The following is a 15,447-nucleotide window of genomic DNA, read 5'->3' on the forward strand; positions in this document are numbered from 1 at the left end:
GAAAAATCAGGCCGTATTGTGAATGGCTTAGGTGCGGATACCGATATTGTTATCGCTTCGGCTAAAGCATACATCAATGCGGTGAATAAACTGCAATCACCTGATCAACGGCAACATCCTCAAAAGACTGAAGTTTAATTGACTGACGCCACGTCTAACGACGTGGCGTTACATCTCCTAGAGCAGCTAGCCTGCCTCGTTTTCTAGTATTTCTGATAATAGTTGCTCGGCATCCAACCAAGCAGTTTCTGCTTCATTAAGCGCTTTATCGACGTTGGTTTTACGTTCTAATAACGCCTTTAGGGTATTTTTCTCATTGTCGCTGTAAAGGTTGGGGTCTGCGAGTTGCTCTTCTAGCTGCTTTTGTTCGCGGTGACACTCTTCTACCGCTTGTTCTGCTTTTTTTACCGCATCGTAATACGGTTTTAGTTTTTGTCGGCGTTCGGCGTCTAATTTACGTTGGTCTTTGCGGGATACGTTAGGCGTAGTTGAAACAGATTCTGTTTTATCGTCAGTTTTTTTCTGTTCGTTTAGCCGGTTTTTATAATCGTCTAAATCACCGTCAAAATGTTGTACGCAACCGTTACTGACTAATAAAAATTTATCGGTGACCGAGCGCAGTAAATGCCGGTCATGCGATACGACAACGATAGCGCCTTGATAGTCTTGTAGCGCTAAGCTTAAGGCATGACGCATTTCTAAATCTAAATGGTTAGTCGGCTCGTCTAATAATAGCAAGTTAGGGTTTTGATAAACCAATAAAGCTAAGACTAAACGGGCTTTTTCACCCCCGGAAAACGGCTCGACAGCCTCTAAGACTTTGTCGCCTTGGAAGTCGAAGCCACCTAAGAAATTACGCAAGTCTTTTTTCCGTTGCTTGTTTATCCAGTTGTTGTAAATGCCATAACGGACTTTCGTCCATGCGCAGTTGTTCTAATTGGTGCTGGGCAAAATAACCGATTTTTAACGCTTCTGCGGTTTGTAGCACACCTTTAATCGGCGGTAATGTACCAGCAAGCGCTTTTATCAGCGTTGATTTGCCTGCGCCATTCGGCCCTAATAGACCAATTCGGTCACCAGGCACAATGCTTAAGTTAGCTTGTTTGATAATGAGTTGGTCGGTATAACCGAGTTGCGCATGTTCTAAGCGTAATAATGGATTCGGTAATCGACCTGGATTTTTAAACGCAAAATTAAACGGTGAATCGACATGAGCAGCGGCGATAAGCTCCATACGCTCTAAGGCTTTGATACGACTTTGTGCTTGCCGGGCTTTGGTCGCTTGTGCTTTAAAGCGATTAATAAAGCTTTGTATATGCGCAACTTCACGTTGTTGTTTTTGAAAAGCGGCTTGTTGTTGGGCCAGTTTTTCTGCGCGCATACGTTCAAATGCTGAATAATTGCCCGTGTATAACTCGGCTTTGCCTTGTTCGATATGGACGATATGGTCAGTAATAGTGTCTAAAAAATCACGGTCATGCGAAATCAATAATAGCGTACCAGGGTACTTACATAACCAATCTTGCAGCCAGATAACAGCATCTAAATCTAAATGGTTGGTAGGTTCGTCTAGCAGTAACAAATCCGACCGGCACATTAAAGCTTGTGCTAAATTTAACCGCATACGCCAGCCGCCGGAAAACGACGTCACTGGGCGTTGCTCCTGACCGGCTGTAAATCCTAGACCATGCATCAACCTAGCTGCTTTAGCGTCTGCGCTATAACCACCGATTAAGTCTAAGTGGGCATGGCAGTTGGCGAGTTTTACGCCGTCGTTGGCAAGCTCGGCTTGTTGCGCGCGTTGTTGCCAGTCTCTCAGTTCGCGATCACCATCTAAAACATAATCTAATGCGCTGCAATTCACAGCAGGCGTTTCCTGCATGACGTGCGCCAGGCTTAGATTAGGTGGCATGGAAAACTCACCTTCATCAACATGCAGTTCATCGCGGATCAGGGCAAAAAAACTGGATTTACCAACGCCATTGGCACCAGTAAAGCCAACTTTTTCGCCTTTGTGTATGGTAAAGCTTGAGTTTGCAAACAAAACTCTAGCACCGCGTCGTAACGCGATATTTCTGAAATTCAACATTATGGTGCTTAAATGGGTTTAAGTTGTGCGAGTGTTGGTTATCAACTTAAGACGAGACAGGTCATTCAGACCGCAGGACGCCGTAAATACGTCCCTGTAGGCTTGGCGGCAGCATCCCTGCTGCCGACACCTGCGCTCTAAACACCCTGCCTCGTCTTAAGCGTGTAGCCCGAGTTGTTCTGCCCAGGCGAGTTGTTTGGGTAAGCAAACGCTGGTTAAATCATAATTTTCGACGGCAAACGCGCGCGCTTGTTGACCTAAACGAGTACGTTCTTCAGGATGAGCTAATAAATCGATCACGGTGTTGGCTAAATGGGCTGCGTCGAAGAAATCGACTAAGCGTCCCGTTTCATTGTGTTTTATGGCTTCCAGTAAAGGCGGTGTATTGCTTGCGACAATGGCACAACCGGCGCTCATAGCTTCGAGTAAGCTCCATGATAAAACAAAGGGATAGGTTAAATAAACATGCACTGTGGATAGTTGTAATAAGGGAATAAAATGTTGATAAGCAATATAACCAACAAAATGAACCCGGCTTAAATCCAGGTTATCTTTGACTTCGTTGAGAAAAATATCACGCCATTTTTGGCCGTTAGGGGCTTTACTGCCATAGCTGACGTCATTACCGCCGACTAGAACCACATGGGCATTTGGGCGTTGTTTTAATATCTCAGGCAATGCGCGCATGAAAATATGATAACCGCGATAAGGCTCTAAATTTCGGTTAACAAAGGTAATGACTTCGTCTTGTTTGGTCAGCGTTTTTTGCCCGTTTAAGGTTAAGAAAACCTCGGGATTCGGTTTAATTGCTGTTGTGTCTATCCCATCATGGATAACCGAAATTTTGCTTCTAAACGGCTCCGGGAATGAGCTGGCTTGCCAATACGTCGGCGAGATGCCCGCATCGACAATTTGGAAATGAATTAAATTGTTGATGTTTTTTAAGCGTAAACGGCAAATGCCGCCGGGGTCTGTGGTGTGAAATTCTGGGTCAAAGCCCACATCATAGCCTTCTGCATGGTAAAAAAACTCGCAATACATAGCGAGAACAGCATTAGGCCAAACATCTTTAAGAAACATCGACTCGCCCCAACCCGGATGAGCGATAATCACATCGGGTGTGAAGCCGTCTTGCTTAAGCTTTAACGCAGTTCTAAAGGCTGCTTCAGCGCGTATTGTTTGCGTTTCTATATCGGCAACCCAAGGATGAATATTCGGCGTTGAGCCGCGTGCTGGTTTATAGCGGACAACGCGTATGCTTTTATCAACAGCATGGTCGTTAATCATCATCGCAACGACTTCGTGTTTAGGATTTTGGGCTAACGTAGGCGCTAAATGTTTAAATTGGCCAGGGAAATTTTGATGAACAAAAAGCAAACGCATGGTTATGATTTGACGGGTAGTGGAAACATTGCCGCTTGTGCAAGAGCGAGTTGCTCGGTACTAGGTTCAGCACAAAAACCAATCGCCCATAGGTTAAATGCATTACGCTCCCGTTGTACGGTTACGGTAGCAAAGCCTGCGCGCAAAATAGATTGCGCCAAAGTTTTGGCGGTAAAGCCGGTGCGATGCGCCATGAATAAGTTACCTTGCGCCATTGCGGGTCTAAAGCCATATAACATGTCTAAAGGCGCTATAGGGCCGGCTGGCGAGGTGTAAGCAGGCTCATCTAATTTATCATCGGCAATTAACCGTGCGATTTCTTGTAAGTCAGGCAACGTAATTAAAGCAATACCGTCTGGTTTAAGGATACGGCGAAAACCTGTTAGCGTTGGGATAACATCGTGCGGATAAAGGTGCTCGACATTATGTGATGACCATAAGGCATCTATTGAACCTGCTTCAATGGCCGACAAATCGCGCATATCGGCGATAACATCTGGTTGTGCATTGGCGTCAATGTCTAGTCGAATTTCTTTCCAATCATTATTACGAAAGGCTTTATGCAATTTTAGCGGATTAGGGTAGCCGCAGCCGACATGCAATACGGTTTTTGGATTCATTGCTGTGTCCTTGTGTTAAAGAGGTTATTGCTAAATCTTAAATGAGCTTAATCAACGCGATAACTAAGCCACCTACTGTGATGGTTGTCGCAAACGACCATACCATAAAATGGTCAATTCGCGAGGTTAACTGCTCAAAGCGTTTATCAACTTGTTCAAAGCGTTTATCAATTTGTTCGAAGCGCTTATCAACTTGCTCAAAGCGATTTTCCATTAAGTCTAAACGTTGTTCTAATAAGTCTAAGCGCTTATCGACTTGTTCCAAGCGTTTTTCCATTAAATCTAAGCGTTTCTCAACTAGCTCAAAGCGCTTGTCAATCTGTTCAAAACGCTTGTCAACTTGTTCAAAACGCTTTTCCATTTGCTTAAAGCCTTCTGCCATTAGCTCGCGCTGGTGTTTTAATTCCTCTTCGATACGAATGGTGCGCTCACGCAAATCTAGCTCATAACGAACGTTTTGTGTAGTTGAATTCTGGCGTTGCTAGCAACGTGGATTGAATTAAGCGTTGAATTTGTTCAATGTCTTCTTGGGCTAAGGCCATAATGACCTCTTATGGAAAATGTACAATAAGCAAAACTATAGCATAGATTCTGCTTATATTTGTTCGCGGATGGCGGTAAACGTGATTTTTGGTCAACCGAAAGACATTTTAGCGCCACTGTGTTTACCGCGATATAAACAGAAGGATGCGTTATTACTCGGCGGAGAAATATTGCCTAAACAACTCACTCTCGCGACACGCTTTTATTAACATAGGTTTATCAAGCGCATAGTTTTGCTTAAATAAGTCAATTTCTTCGATACATTCTCTAGCGCTTGCGGCTTGGCTTAGCTCAAGAATTCTTCGTAGTAATAAAGCTGTATTATATTGAGCTAATTCGTGGTCGGCTGTGTTTGGGTCTTGAGCTTTTTGCGTAAATGGCTGAATTACCCCTTGCTGTTTCAATGTCGCTAACACCGAATCGGTATTAATCACTGGGGTTTGAAACCTACGGGATAATTAACGCAACTTTGGCTATCGCGGGCAGCATTTAAGTATAGCGCATGATTATCGAGCGCTTTATCTATCAATTTAAAAACGTTAGGAATAGGTCTGGCACTATAAGCAATAATATTTTTCTGTCCACCTGCTAAAATTAATGTGTGCAAGGCGCTACCGGCAAAGCCAATAATCGTTTTATGAGTGGCTAAAGTCTGTATTTGCTCTTCGATGGAATGCTGTTCAGGGTAAAAAATCTTAATACCTTGCTCGCGCAAGCACTGTTCTAAGCGATGTTCGCCAATAATAGTCCGATGATGTCCGGGTGTTAGTTGCGTTCTCGATAAAAATAGCGCTTGCTTAGATGAATTGGTTGGATTTTGAGTGACGAATAGGTGTTGTATACGATTAATCGCTTGAAAGACTAATGACGGATATTCCAGGGCAGGTGCAGGTAAATAAACAGTTTCTAACTGAACTAGCTTATTAAGGCTGATGATACGATCAGCAATGCCTAGAAGCTGAAATAATTCATAAACAAACGCGGGAATATGGTTGTTTAACGGTAGTAATAGAATATGGTCAAACTGTGTAATATCTGTTTTATGCAAGAACCACAGTCTGGACAGCGTCTCAACTAAAAAATGCCCAAAATGATAATGGCAGATGCCTAAATAAAGGCTTTTACCGGGTAAAACCGTTGCTTCAGTGCTGGGTAGCGTGTCTCCGCTGACAATGACTTGACCGCTAGTGGTCAAGCCAGATTCTGCAATATAGTGCCCTTGTGACGAGTATAAGCCGCCGGTGAACTGAAAATGGTTGGCGTTAACAGGTGTTAATGGCTGACAGAAGACGTGTTGCAGCCGTAATAACTTGGGCTGGGTTTTTTGTAGGTGTTTGGAACGAACATAGAATAAAACATCGTGTAATTTCATAAGTGCTATCAAACACCGGTCTTTGGGTTTTAAACCGGTGTTAGTATTAATGGCAAGTTAGTGAATATGCACTTGTCGTGATTTTACCGTATCGCTTCTACGCAAAATATAACGGTCAGCATCGGTGGTAATACGCGTGCCATCGTTACCTAGCTGAATTAACGTGCCATCGTCTTCGATATGAAGTTTTTTGGCCACCCCATCTTTACGCGGCATTAAGATGACAATTTTGTTTTCATCATCCCAGGTGTATTTACCTTTCTCAAAAAATTCTCTTGATGAATCTTTGGCTTCTTGTGTGACTAATAAATAAATATTTTTTTGTTTTAATGATAGCGTGGTTTTAATGCCATTACACCCGTCAGGGCAAGGCAAGAAGCCATAAAACACACCATGAAATTCTTCTTGCTCTTTATTGGCAGAATTCATATGTGCTGAATGCTCCTCATGCTGCATGGTAGTTTTCTCACGCGCTTTTAACATGCGTTCTTGCATTTCCATGTCTGAGACCGCGAGGGCTAGCGAGCTAGCGGTCAGTAATGCACTGGATAAAATAAACAAAAGTTGTTGTTTTAATTGATTTCTTGCTGCAAACATAACAATATCCTCCAAGATAGTATCGGTAAATCTTTTATGGTTTTAATTATATATCTTGAGCAAGGTTACCAGTAATCTTAATGACGTCAACCTTAATGATGTCAACCTTAATGACGTAAAAAACGCAGCAATACACGATGTTGTTAAGTTTAAAACCTAAAACAACGGAAAACCTAGCTTAGTTAAGGCTTTTAACATATAAACGAACGAATACATTAGGTCGCTCTGCGCTGTTTAAATAATGATGGTATGCGTTTTCAATCTCGCTAAACGATAAAAAAGCATAGACGCCGTAGCCTTTGGTATGGGTGAATTCTGCGCTTAATAACTCGATAAATTCAGCTCTATCCATAGTTGGTTTTAATGTGTTCATGACAGTCTCCGGTAAGTGAGTGACAATTTATTGACGGTTACTAATAATCAGCAAGTTTAATGCCCGATTTTTAGAGTTGTGTTTAGTATGGCGAAACACTATGTAAAAAAATAGGCACTATTACCGGGAAGCCAAGAGAATTAATACCCATCGTATTTAAGCCCCATCGTGTAGTCTTCACATTTTGCACAAATGTCTATATCAGCTTACAATCGGTCGTCACCGTTTTATTTAGCTAAATAGCTCATTATTAACTTTTAATATTAGTTGTTTTTTTGGTCTATATGAGCTGAGCATGAAACTCACCGTCTTTGCGATAGTATTTTGTTGTGTTGGCTGAAAATACCTGCACATCAGATAGCTTTTATTGATTTATTCTCTAAGCTTAATGACAGTGGCATGAGGAGGACGGCTTTAAGTGTAAAAATAGATTTGCGAGATAAAACGGTTGAGACAAATACAATCAACGGAGCAATACAATGAATTTTGGTGTTGGCATAGTTGGCTTAGGCAGGATAGGCAGAGGAGTTTTACGCAACAATTTTACTCAAGCCGTCGGCGGACGGTTTGATATTAAGGTGGTTTGCGACGTAATGCCTATTAATCAAGTGGCTTACTTGTTATCTCATGATAGCACGTATGGTAATCCACCCTTTTCTATAACGATTGATGGTGAGCATTTAATCGTAGATGGAAAACCTATCAAATATCAGCGGGTAGACCGACGACGTGGCAATCCACAAGACGCAGGATTAGGTGACTTACGCGAATTTGAGCTTGATGTATTGTTTGATGCGACCGGCACGGCAACGAATGACGATTTTCGGACTATTATTCGTCAAAATATTGCCAAAAAGACTTTGTGCACTTGGAATGTCACAGGCTTAGATATTAGCTTGGTATACGGCGTTAACAACGACCAATACGACCCGACAAAACACGATGTGATTTGCTCAAGTACCTGCACTGGCAATGCATTAACGCCTATTTTTCATATTTTAGAGCAACATATAGGCATTGATTATGCGAGAGTGATTACTATTCACCCTACGCTGTCTGACCAAAAAGTATTGGATGGCTATCATGTAAACCCGCAATACGGGCGAACCTTTAATGAGTCAATAATACCTACTAGCACCAATGTCGGTCATTCAACAACATTGGTTATTCCCGCATTAACCGGCAAAATTGATTCTTTTTCTTATCGCGTACCTAACTGCATAGTTTCAGCGATGGACATAAGCGCCAGGCTAGCTAGAAATACCACGATTGAAGAATGCAGCGATTTATTTAATCACTACGCCCAAAACAGTTTAAACGGCATCATATCCTGTGATTACGGCAGTTTCGGACACCAAAAGGTGAGTATTGATTATTTAAAAACGCCTTATTCGGCGGTCATTTTAATGCAGTATCTAACAGCTCATGGTTGTCAACTGGGATTGTCACTGATGCATGACAATGAATGGGCGTATTGTTGTCGTGTGTTAGACATCTTAGGCGTATTAAGCAGTGCTAAGGAAAAGCATTCTTGTGCTAGAAATAGCTAACCCTTGGCTTATATCGTTAAAGAGCGCCTAGTACACTGCCCATTTAAATTAACGTTATTCGCTTCCCACCGCTTTACCCAAGCGATCATTCACAGCCATCCACTCAACGCTAGTCGGTGGCTGTTCAATGATGATTAGGTCTAACTGGTTATTATCTAAGCTGCGTAACGATGTATATAACTCTCGCGCATAATCGTCAGCCTTCACAGGCATGGGTATTATCTCATCATAAATAGCGTCAACGCGTGTTGTGGCCAACGACATGACGCCAATACGTTGGCCTTGTGCTTTTAAATGGACTAATAACGCGTTCAACTCATTGCTAGGACATAACAGCGCTCGCGTGTTAGGTGCATAATGTAGTGCTAATAAACCTGGTGCGCGCATTTCGTTATAGCTATCAACATTAGGTAAGATTAAGCGACAACCTAAAACAGCTTCAATAGCATCTACGGCTAATTGCCCAGGCCGTAATAAGCGCGGCTGCTGACTGGATAAGTCAATAATCGTTGATTCCACGCCTACCGTACAAGCACCACCGTCTAAAATTAACTCAACCGACGCACCTAATTCTTCGGCAACATGAGCGGCGCGCGTAGGACTAATCCGGCAAAAGCGATTAGCCGAAGGTGCGGCAATACCCGCGCCAAAAGCATGAAGTAAGCGCAATGCCACAGGATGATTAGGCATACGCAAGCCGACTGTCGTTTGACCACCTGTAACTTCATTAGGCACGTTATCACGCTTAGGCAGAATCATCGCTAATGGGCCTGGCCAAAATGCTTCGGCTAAACGTAACGCCATGTCGGGTACTGTTAAGGCCCAATCGTATAGCTCGCTAAGCTGACCGATATGAACGATGAGCGGATGCTCAGAGGGCCTGCCTTTCGCTTGAAAAATCCGCTTAACCGCTTCAGGATTGGAGGCATCTGCCCCTAGTCCATAGACTGTTTCGGTCGGAAACGCGACGAGTTGTCCAGCTTTTAACGCGGTGACTGCCGCTGAAATCGCAGCTTCTACAGCCGCATCGACTATTTGCATTGGCGTGTTCTCAAATCAAAAAGCTGTTTATTATCCTTGGATTTAACAAGATAGCAATCACCACAAGCGTTTCATGTTTGTTTCATAATGTATCTGTAATGTTTCAATCGTTTCACAATGATACGTTATTGCTGAACTGAATTTTCGCAAATGACGCGCTAAACATGATAGTGGCTTAAGCGAATAAAGTTGGCATAAGATTTGTTAATAAGTAATTCAGATATTGCTAATACTTAGGTTAACAATGCTACACCATCAATCCCAACATGAATTACCCGAGCCTACAGCTATAGCACAAATACGCTCGCACATACAGCTAGGTAAAGCGTATGCGGATGAGTTAGACCATATTCTGTTTGAAGTGTTTCATTACCTAGCCTTGTTTGTTATTGGCGCCAGCATTGTATGGTCAGCTGTGATTGCTTATTGGGGAATGGTGGTACATGGTCATGCAACGATTAGCGATATTTTATTGCTTTTCATATACTTAGAGTTAGGCGCAATGGTGGGGATTTATTTTAAAACCAGTGCTATGCCAGTACGTTGTCTAATTTTCGTCGCCATAACAGCGCTATCGCGGTTATTAATCGCTGACGTACAAGCACACCATCAAGAGAGTTTAAATTTGTTATGGGTATCGGGTGCTATCGTGCTGCTTGCATTATCGACATTACTCATTAGAACCTCGTCGTTACCGAGTTCTAAATAATGGCTACCAACTTAAAACGGAACAGGTCATTCAGACCGCATAACGCCAGGGATGGCGTATAGTAGGGCACCGCAGGAGCAGTTGCCGAGGAGCGGTTTTCTGTCGACCTAAACGCCCTGTCCCATCTTAAGTGTGTAGCCTAAATAATCCAAGACAAGAGAAGGGGCAATGGCTATGCGTAATTTGCATTTAACTGTCGAACATATGGTTTGTAGGGGATGTGAGCAAACGATTATCGAGTCCGTCAGTGCCTTACCGGGGGTGTTAACGGTTACGGCGGATTATATCAAGCAAGAAGTGTGGCTGAAATTTGATGATTCAGTGATTGATTTAGCAGACATCAGCAAGGTGATTGAAGCAAAAGGTTATTCAATCATTAAACACCGATCTCGCTTGATTGACGTCGTCACAAAATCATTGGTTTTCTTGCTGCTACTAGGAATAGTTGCCGGTATTGCACTTTGGGGCAAAGCGCAAATGCCAGGCATTATGACAGCGGTTGATGCGAACATGACCGATACGATGGTGCTGCTCGTAGGTTTTCTAACCGGATTTCATTGCATTGGGATGTGTGGCGGGTTTGTTGTTGCTTATACCGATACTAGACAAACCCGGTTACGCCAGTTATTAGCACATTTATATTATGGTTTTGGCAAGACACTGTCCTATGCTTTTTTTGGCGCAGTCTTTGGGTTTGTCGGTGCTGTTATTGCGATTACCCCTTTGATGCGCGGTAGCGTACAAATATTAGCCGGTGCGTTCTTAATCTTATATGGCTTGAAGATGTTAAACGTATTTTCGCTGTTAAGGAGGCTAACATTGCGGCTACCTCGTAACACTAATCAACAGGTGACGGGGTTAGTCAAAAAACACAAAAGTCCATTAGCAACCGGATTATTAACCGGTTTGTTATTAGGTTGCGGCCCATTACAAGCTATGTATGTGCTAGCCGCAGGTACGGCTGACCCTTTACAAGGCGCAAAAAGTTTATTTTTGTTCAGCCTGGGGACACTTGGTCCTCTCCTTGGTTTTGGCGTGTTTGCCAGTGCAATTCCCATAACATGGATGCGGCAACTGGTAAAGGTTTCGGGCTTATTGGTTTTAATCATGGGAGGCATGATGATGAGCCACGGTTTAAATCGAATATCCAGCCAGCACAAGGTAGGGTCAACTTCGATGATGCAATCGTTTGACCACTGAGAGGTTTTACGCATGAAGTTTAATTGGTTCCGTCTGTCATTGTCTTGGGAAATCGGCTTGGCACTGACATTAAAAATTGTTCTGCTGTTTGGACTCTGGTGGCTTATCTTTCGTGTGTCAGATCGCCCTACGGTTCAACCGGACATCGCCAAACATCTGTTGGCGCCAACACTCAAAAAACCCATTCAATAACTCAACAGGAGCTTACCCATGATTGGCGATGATATTGTGATGCTATCTAGGCTGCAATTCGGCCTGACAGCGCTATATCACTTTCTATTTGTCCCGTTAACACTAGGGATGACGTTTATTTTAGGCATTATGGAATCGGTTTATGTCATGACCGGTAAAGAAGTCTATAAGGACATGACAAAATACTGGGGCAAGTTATTTGGTATCAACTTTGCCATGGGTGTTACTACCGGTATTACATTGGAATTTCAATTCGGTACTAATTGGGCGTATTACTCGCATTATGTCGGTGACATCTTTGGTCCTTTATTGGCCAGTGAAGGTTGGATGGCGTTTTTTCTTGAATCGACATTTGTCGGATTGTTCTTTTTTGGTTGGGATAAGCTGACTAAAGTCCAACATTTAGTCGTGACGTGGTTATTAGCGATTGGCACTAATGTTTCAGCGCTGTGGATTTTAATCGCGAATGGCTGGATGCAATATCCCGTAGGTGCTGAATTTAATTTTGAAACCTTGCGCATGGAAATGACCAGTTTTGCTGATGTTATTTTTAACCCCGTCGCGCAAGTGAAATTCGTGCATACCGTCGCAGCAGGCTATGTCACCGGTTCTATGTTTGTTCTTGGTATTAGCTCCTGGTTTTTATTGAATAAGCGCGATATAGGTTTTGCCCGTCGCTCTTTTTCTATCGCGTCAGCGTTTTGGTTTAGCATCGATTTTATCGGTTATCGTGTTAGGCGATGAAAGCGGTTATACCGAAGGCGAAACGCAAAAAATCAAGTTAGCGGCGATTGAAGCCGAATGGGAAACAGAACCGGCACCGGCTAGTTTCACCGTGATTGGCTTTCCCGATCAAGCCAATCAGCGCACCGATTTCGCGCTTAAAATCCCTTATGTGTTAGGACTTATCGCTACGCGTTCTATCGATGAGCCAGTAAAAGGGATTAAAGAACTGCGCCAAGAAAGTGAGCAACGGGTTCGTAGCGGCATTATTGCTTATGATGAGTTACAAAAGCTTAAAAAGGGTGAAGCGAGTGAAACTACGCTAGCAACGTTTAATGAGCATAAACACGATTTAGGCTATGGCTTATTACTCAAAAAATATTCTGAAAATGTCGTCGATGCCGATGAAGCGATGATTCAACAAGCGGCTAACGATACAGTTCCTAAAGTCGCGCCGTTGTTCTGGACGTTTTAGAATCATGGTGGCGTGTGGCTTTACCATGCTATTTATTTTTGCGATGTCGTTTTATTACTGTGCCACCCGCGTTGCCGATCAAAAACGTTGGTTAATGCGTTTAGCGGTATGGTCTATCCCTTTACCGTGGATTGCCGCAGAAACCGGTTGGTTTGTCGCTGAATATGGTCGGCAGCCGTGGACTATAGCCGGTGTACTGCCTACTCATTTAAGCGTGTCAAGCATTAGCAGTGGTCAATTGTGGTTTAGTCTTAGCGGTTTTGCCTTGTTTTACACCGTGTTACTTGTGATAGAGCTGTACTTAATGTTTAAGTATGTGCGCTTAGGTCCCAGCAGTTTACATACCGGACGCTATCACCTAGAAACCCATCATTAAGTCAAACAGTTAAAGGTAACTATATGCGAATCCTAATAAGCTTAGTTTTGTTGATAACTTGTGCTTCAGCCATGGCTGAACCTGATGCTAAACGCCTAGATGATGTGGCTGAACGCGGTGCACATGTAATGCCGTTTGCGTTGGACAAAAACGTTTACATGTGTTCACAAAAAATGCCAGTGGTGGCCGTCAGCAAGTGATTGCTAAAGATGTACAAGACAGTGAGCAAATCACGCTGATTCAACAGCATTTATCGATGCTTGCGATGAAGTTTGCTAAAGGTGATTTTTCAGGACCCAAACGAATTCATGGAGAGGCTATGCCAGGATTAGTGCAACTGACCACAGGATTTAGCCGGGTACAGTTTAATTACCAAGCATTAGCAAACGGTGCGCAACTCGATTATGTCGCCAGAGAGCCTGAGTTAATTGATGCGATTCATGCATATTTTGATGCCCAGCTTAGCGACCATGCGCGTCATGCGGTGTCTGGTCATGCCATGCATCATTAATCGAAGAGAGAACAGTCATGATTGATTATGAACTATTAAGAATTATCTGGTGGATTTTTATTGGCGTTGTTGGCATTGCCTTTGCACTCACTGAAGGGTTTGACTTTGGTGTTTGCACGTTGTTGCCGATAGTCGGTAAAAGCGACACCGAGCGGCGCGTGATTATTAATAGCGTCGGGGCGACTTGGGAAGGCAATCAAGTATGGTTGATTTTACTCGGCGGGGCTATTTTCGCGATTTGGCCACCGGTGTATGCAACGCTATTTTCGGGTTTGTATGTCGCGATGTTACTGGTGTTGTTTGCGCTATTTTTTAGACCTGCTGGTTTTGATTATCGCGGAAAAATAGACGATGAGCGTTGGCGCAACGCGTGGGATTGGGGGCTGTTTTTAGGAGGGACTTTACCGCCTGTGTTGTTCGGTGTGTTAGTCGGCAATTTATTATTAGGCTTACCGTTTCATTTCGACCAAGATTTAAGACCGTTTTATGACGGTACTTTTTGGGGTTTGTTACATCCTTTTGCCTTGTTATGCGGTGTATTAGGGCTGTTATTAACCACTTTCCACGGCGCTTGGTTTTTAAAATGCCGTAGCGAAGGTGTCATTTACCAGCGCTGTATTACCGTGATTAATACCCTAGGCCCAGTCATTTTAGTGCTTACCGTGTTAGTAATGGCTTGGGCATGTTCACTCGCTAGACCGGAAATTACTCAGATGCCAGCCGGTGATGCCGCGTCTAATCCGTTACATAAAACCGTGGTTGCGCACGGTGCAAGCTGGTTGACGCATTTCTTTAGCTATCCTTGGATGTTGTTAGCACCCATTTTAGGCTTTACCGGTTTCGTTCTGGCTTGGTTATCTGGACGCGGCGAGTCGCGCTTACTGGGTCTAGTGTTTAGCGGTCTAGGCATAACAGGACTTTTGCTAACCGTTGGTTTTGCATTGTTCCCGTTTTTATTGATTTCTTCTACTGATCCTGGTTCTAGTTTAACGCTATGGGATGCCAGCTCAAGCCATTTAACCTTGTCGTGGGCGTTTTGGATAACGCTGGTGTTTTTACCGATTGTTTTAGTCTATACACGCTGGGTATATCGCGTGATTTGGGGCAATTTGTCGGATAAAACGATTTTGGATGATACACATACTTATTATTAAACAATTAGTTAGGAGAGTTTATGTGGTATTTCGCTTGGATATTAGGTGTGGGTTTTGCGGCTGCTTTTGCCATTATTAATGCTATGTGGTTGGAATCAGTATGTGCTATCGACAGCCACGGCATTGAACCTAAACAACCACCAAAAGGAGAGTAAACCATGAGCGCTGAGCGTATTGTCAGAATCGTCGCCGGCAGTTTTATTTTGTTGTCATTGGCATTAGGTGTAACCGGTAGCCCTGTGTTTCACAGTAGCTATTGGCTGTGGTTTACCGCGTTTGTCGGTTTTAACTTATTACAAAGTGGTTTTAGCCAGTTTTGCCCTTTGGAAATGATTTTGAAAAAACTCGGTATAAAAAGTGGTTGCTCATCGTGTTAGGGCTATTCAGTTCATCGCTCCCACGCTCTAGCGTGGGAGCGTAGCCAGGACGCTCTGCGTCTCGTTTCACACCGCCAGAGCGGTTGCAGTGCATTCCCACGCAGAGCGTGGGAACGATGAAACATTCTAAAAAAATAATTAAACAATGAGGAAAAAGTAATG

The 15,447-nt window shown here is 43.4% G+C and carries 17 protein-coding genes and 2 pseudogenes; 10 read left to right on the plus strand and 9 right to left on the minus strand.

Going from position 1 to position 15,447, the window contains the following annotated elements; genetic code table 11:
* Nucleotides 1–138 (plus strand): alpha-isopropylmalate synthase regulatory domain-containing protein (locus VZ94_RS24660; RefSeq protein ID WP_131655612.1); only part of this gene is annotated, 138 nt, incomplete at its 5' end.
* Between the two features lie 48 nt (nt 139–186).
* Here VZ94_RS24660 and VZ94_RS17185 read toward each other — a convergent pair.
* The 8 genes and pseudogenes from VZ94_RS17185 to VZ94_RS17220 all read right to left on the minus strand — a co-directional run bounded on the left by VZ94_RS17185 (nt 187) and on the right by VZ94_RS17220 (nt 6,977).
* Nucleotides 187–2,089, minus strand: a pseudogene (locus VZ94_RS17185) (ATP-binding cassette domain-containing protein).
* Nucleotides 2,090–2,245: 156 nt separating this feature from the next.
* Entirely contained in the window at nt 2,246–3,472 is a 1,227-nt protein-coding gene (locus tag VZ94_RS17190) for a glycosyltransferase family 4 protein (protein ID WP_045780159.1), read from the minus strand.
* 2 nt (nt 3,473–3,474) lie between these two features.
* On the minus strand, nt 3,475–4,092 hold the full coding sequence (locus VZ94_RS17195; protein ID WP_045780160.1) for a class I SAM-dependent methyltransferase: 618 nt from the start codon (nt 4,090–4,092) through the stop codon (nt 3,475–3,477).
* A 37-nt stretch (nt 4,093–4,129) separates the two neighbouring features.
* Complete coding sequence (locus VZ94_RS17200) at nt 4,130–4,528, minus strand: hypothetical protein (protein WP_052700694.1); 399 nt, start codon at nt 4,526–4,528, stop codon at nt 4,130–4,132.
* Between the two features lie 259 nt (nt 4,529–4,787).
* Complete coding sequence (locus VZ94_RS17205; protein ID WP_045780161.1) at nt 4,788–5,069, minus strand: hypothetical protein; 282 nt, start codon at nt 5,067–5,069, stop codon at nt 4,788–4,790.
* The gene (locus tag VZ94_RS17210; protein WP_045780162.1) at nt 5,066–6,007 is read right to left on the minus strand and encodes a glycosyltransferase family 61 protein; all 942 of its coding nucleotides are present in this window, start codon (nt 6,005–6,007) and stop codon (nt 5,066–5,068) included. The genes VZ94_RS17205 and VZ94_RS17210 overlap by 4 nt, the downstream gene beginning before the upstream one ends.
* Before the next feature lie 57 nt (nt 6,008–6,064).
* Nucleotides 6,065–6,604 (minus strand): copper resistance protein NlpE, encoded by a 540-nt coding sequence (locus VZ94_RS17215; protein ID WP_045780163.1) that lies wholly within the window; start codon nt 6,602–6,604, stop codon nt 6,065–6,067.
* 178 nt (nt 6,605–6,782) lie between these two features.
* Entirely contained in the window at nt 6,783–6,977 is a 195-nt protein-coding gene (locus VZ94_RS17220; protein WP_045780164.1) for a hypothetical protein, read from the minus strand.
* 479 nt (nt 6,978–7,456) lie between these two features.
* On the opposite strand from VZ94_RS17220, the gene VZ94_RS17225 reads away from it, so the two are divergent.
* Nucleotides 7,457–8,527, plus strand: coding sequence for a glyceraldehyde 3-phosphate dehydrogenase NAD-binding domain-containing protein (locus VZ94_RS17225; protein ID WP_045780165.1), 1,071 nt, complete (start codon nt 7,457–7,459; stop codon nt 8,525–8,527).
* Nucleotides 8,528–8,581: 54 nt separating this feature from the next.
* Here the strand turns inward: VZ94_RS17225 and VZ94_RS17230 are convergent, their stop codons facing one another.
* The gene (locus VZ94_RS17230) at nt 8,582–9,568 is read right to left on the minus strand and encodes an L-threonylcarbamoyladenylate synthase (RefSeq protein ID WP_045780166.1); all 987 of its coding nucleotides are present in this window, start codon (nt 9,566–9,568) and stop codon (nt 8,582–8,584) included.
* 244 nt (nt 9,569–9,812) lie between these two features.
* Here VZ94_RS17230 and VZ94_RS17235 point away from each other — a divergent pair, with 244 nt between their 5' ends.
* The 8 genes and pseudogenes from VZ94_RS17235 to VZ94_RS17265 all read left to right on the plus strand — a co-directional run bounded on the left by VZ94_RS17235 (nt 9,813) and on the right by VZ94_RS17265 (nt 15,285).
* The gene (locus VZ94_RS17235; RefSeq protein WP_082081770.1) at nt 9,813–10,277 is read left to right on the plus strand and encodes a phosphate-starvation-inducible protein PsiE; all 465 of its coding nucleotides are present in this window, start codon (nt 9,813–9,815) and stop codon (nt 10,275–10,277) included.
* A gap of 168 nt (nt 10,278–10,445) precedes the next feature.
* Nucleotides 10,446–11,477, plus strand: coding sequence for an urease accessory protein UreH domain-containing protein (locus tag VZ94_RS17240; protein WP_045780167.1), 1,032 nt, complete (start codon nt 10,446–10,448; stop codon nt 11,475–11,477).
* Between the two features lie 12 nt (nt 11,478–11,489).
* A complete protein-coding gene (cydP, locus tag VZ94_RS24665) occupies nt 11,490–11,669 on the plus strand; it encodes a cytochrome oxidase putative small subunit CydP (RefSeq protein WP_082081771.1) in 180 nt (59 codons plus the stop codon).
* An 18-nt stretch (nt 11,670–11,687) separates the two neighbouring features.
* Nucleotides 11,688–13,243: pseudogene (locus tag VZ94_RS17245) on the plus strand (cytochrome ubiquinol oxidase subunit I).
* Between the two features lie 160 nt (nt 13,244–13,403).
* Nucleotides 13,404–13,754, plus strand: a complete 351-nt coding sequence (locus VZ94_RS17250; protein ID WP_204369197.1) for a hypothetical protein — start codon at nt 13,404–13,406, stop codon at nt 13,752–13,754.
* 17 nt (nt 13,755–13,771) lie between these two features.
* A complete protein-coding gene (cydB, locus tag VZ94_RS17255; protein WP_045780168.1) occupies nt 13,772–14,908 on the plus strand; it encodes a cytochrome d ubiquinol oxidase subunit II in 1,137 nt (378 codons plus the stop codon).
* 20 nt (nt 14,909–14,928) lie between these two features.
* Nucleotides 14,929–15,063 carry a cytochrome bd-I oxidase subunit CydX gene (gene cydX, locus VZ94_RS24670; protein ID WP_045780169.1) on the plus strand — a complete coding sequence of 45 codons (135 nt, stop codon included), beginning with the start codon at nt 14,929–14,931 and terminating at the stop codon, nt 15,061–15,063.
* 3 nt (nt 15,064–15,066) lie between these two features.
* Entirely contained in the window at nt 15,067–15,285 is a 219-nt protein-coding gene (locus tag VZ94_RS17265; protein WP_045780170.1) for a YgaP family membrane protein, read from the plus strand.
* Nucleotides 15,286–15,447: the final 162 nt, after the last annotated feature.

Source organism: Methylocucumis oryzae (genome assembly GCF_000963695.1).
Classification (GTDB): Bacteria; Pseudomonadota; Gammaproteobacteria; order Methylococcales; family Methylomonadaceae; genus Methylovulum; species Methylovulum oryzae.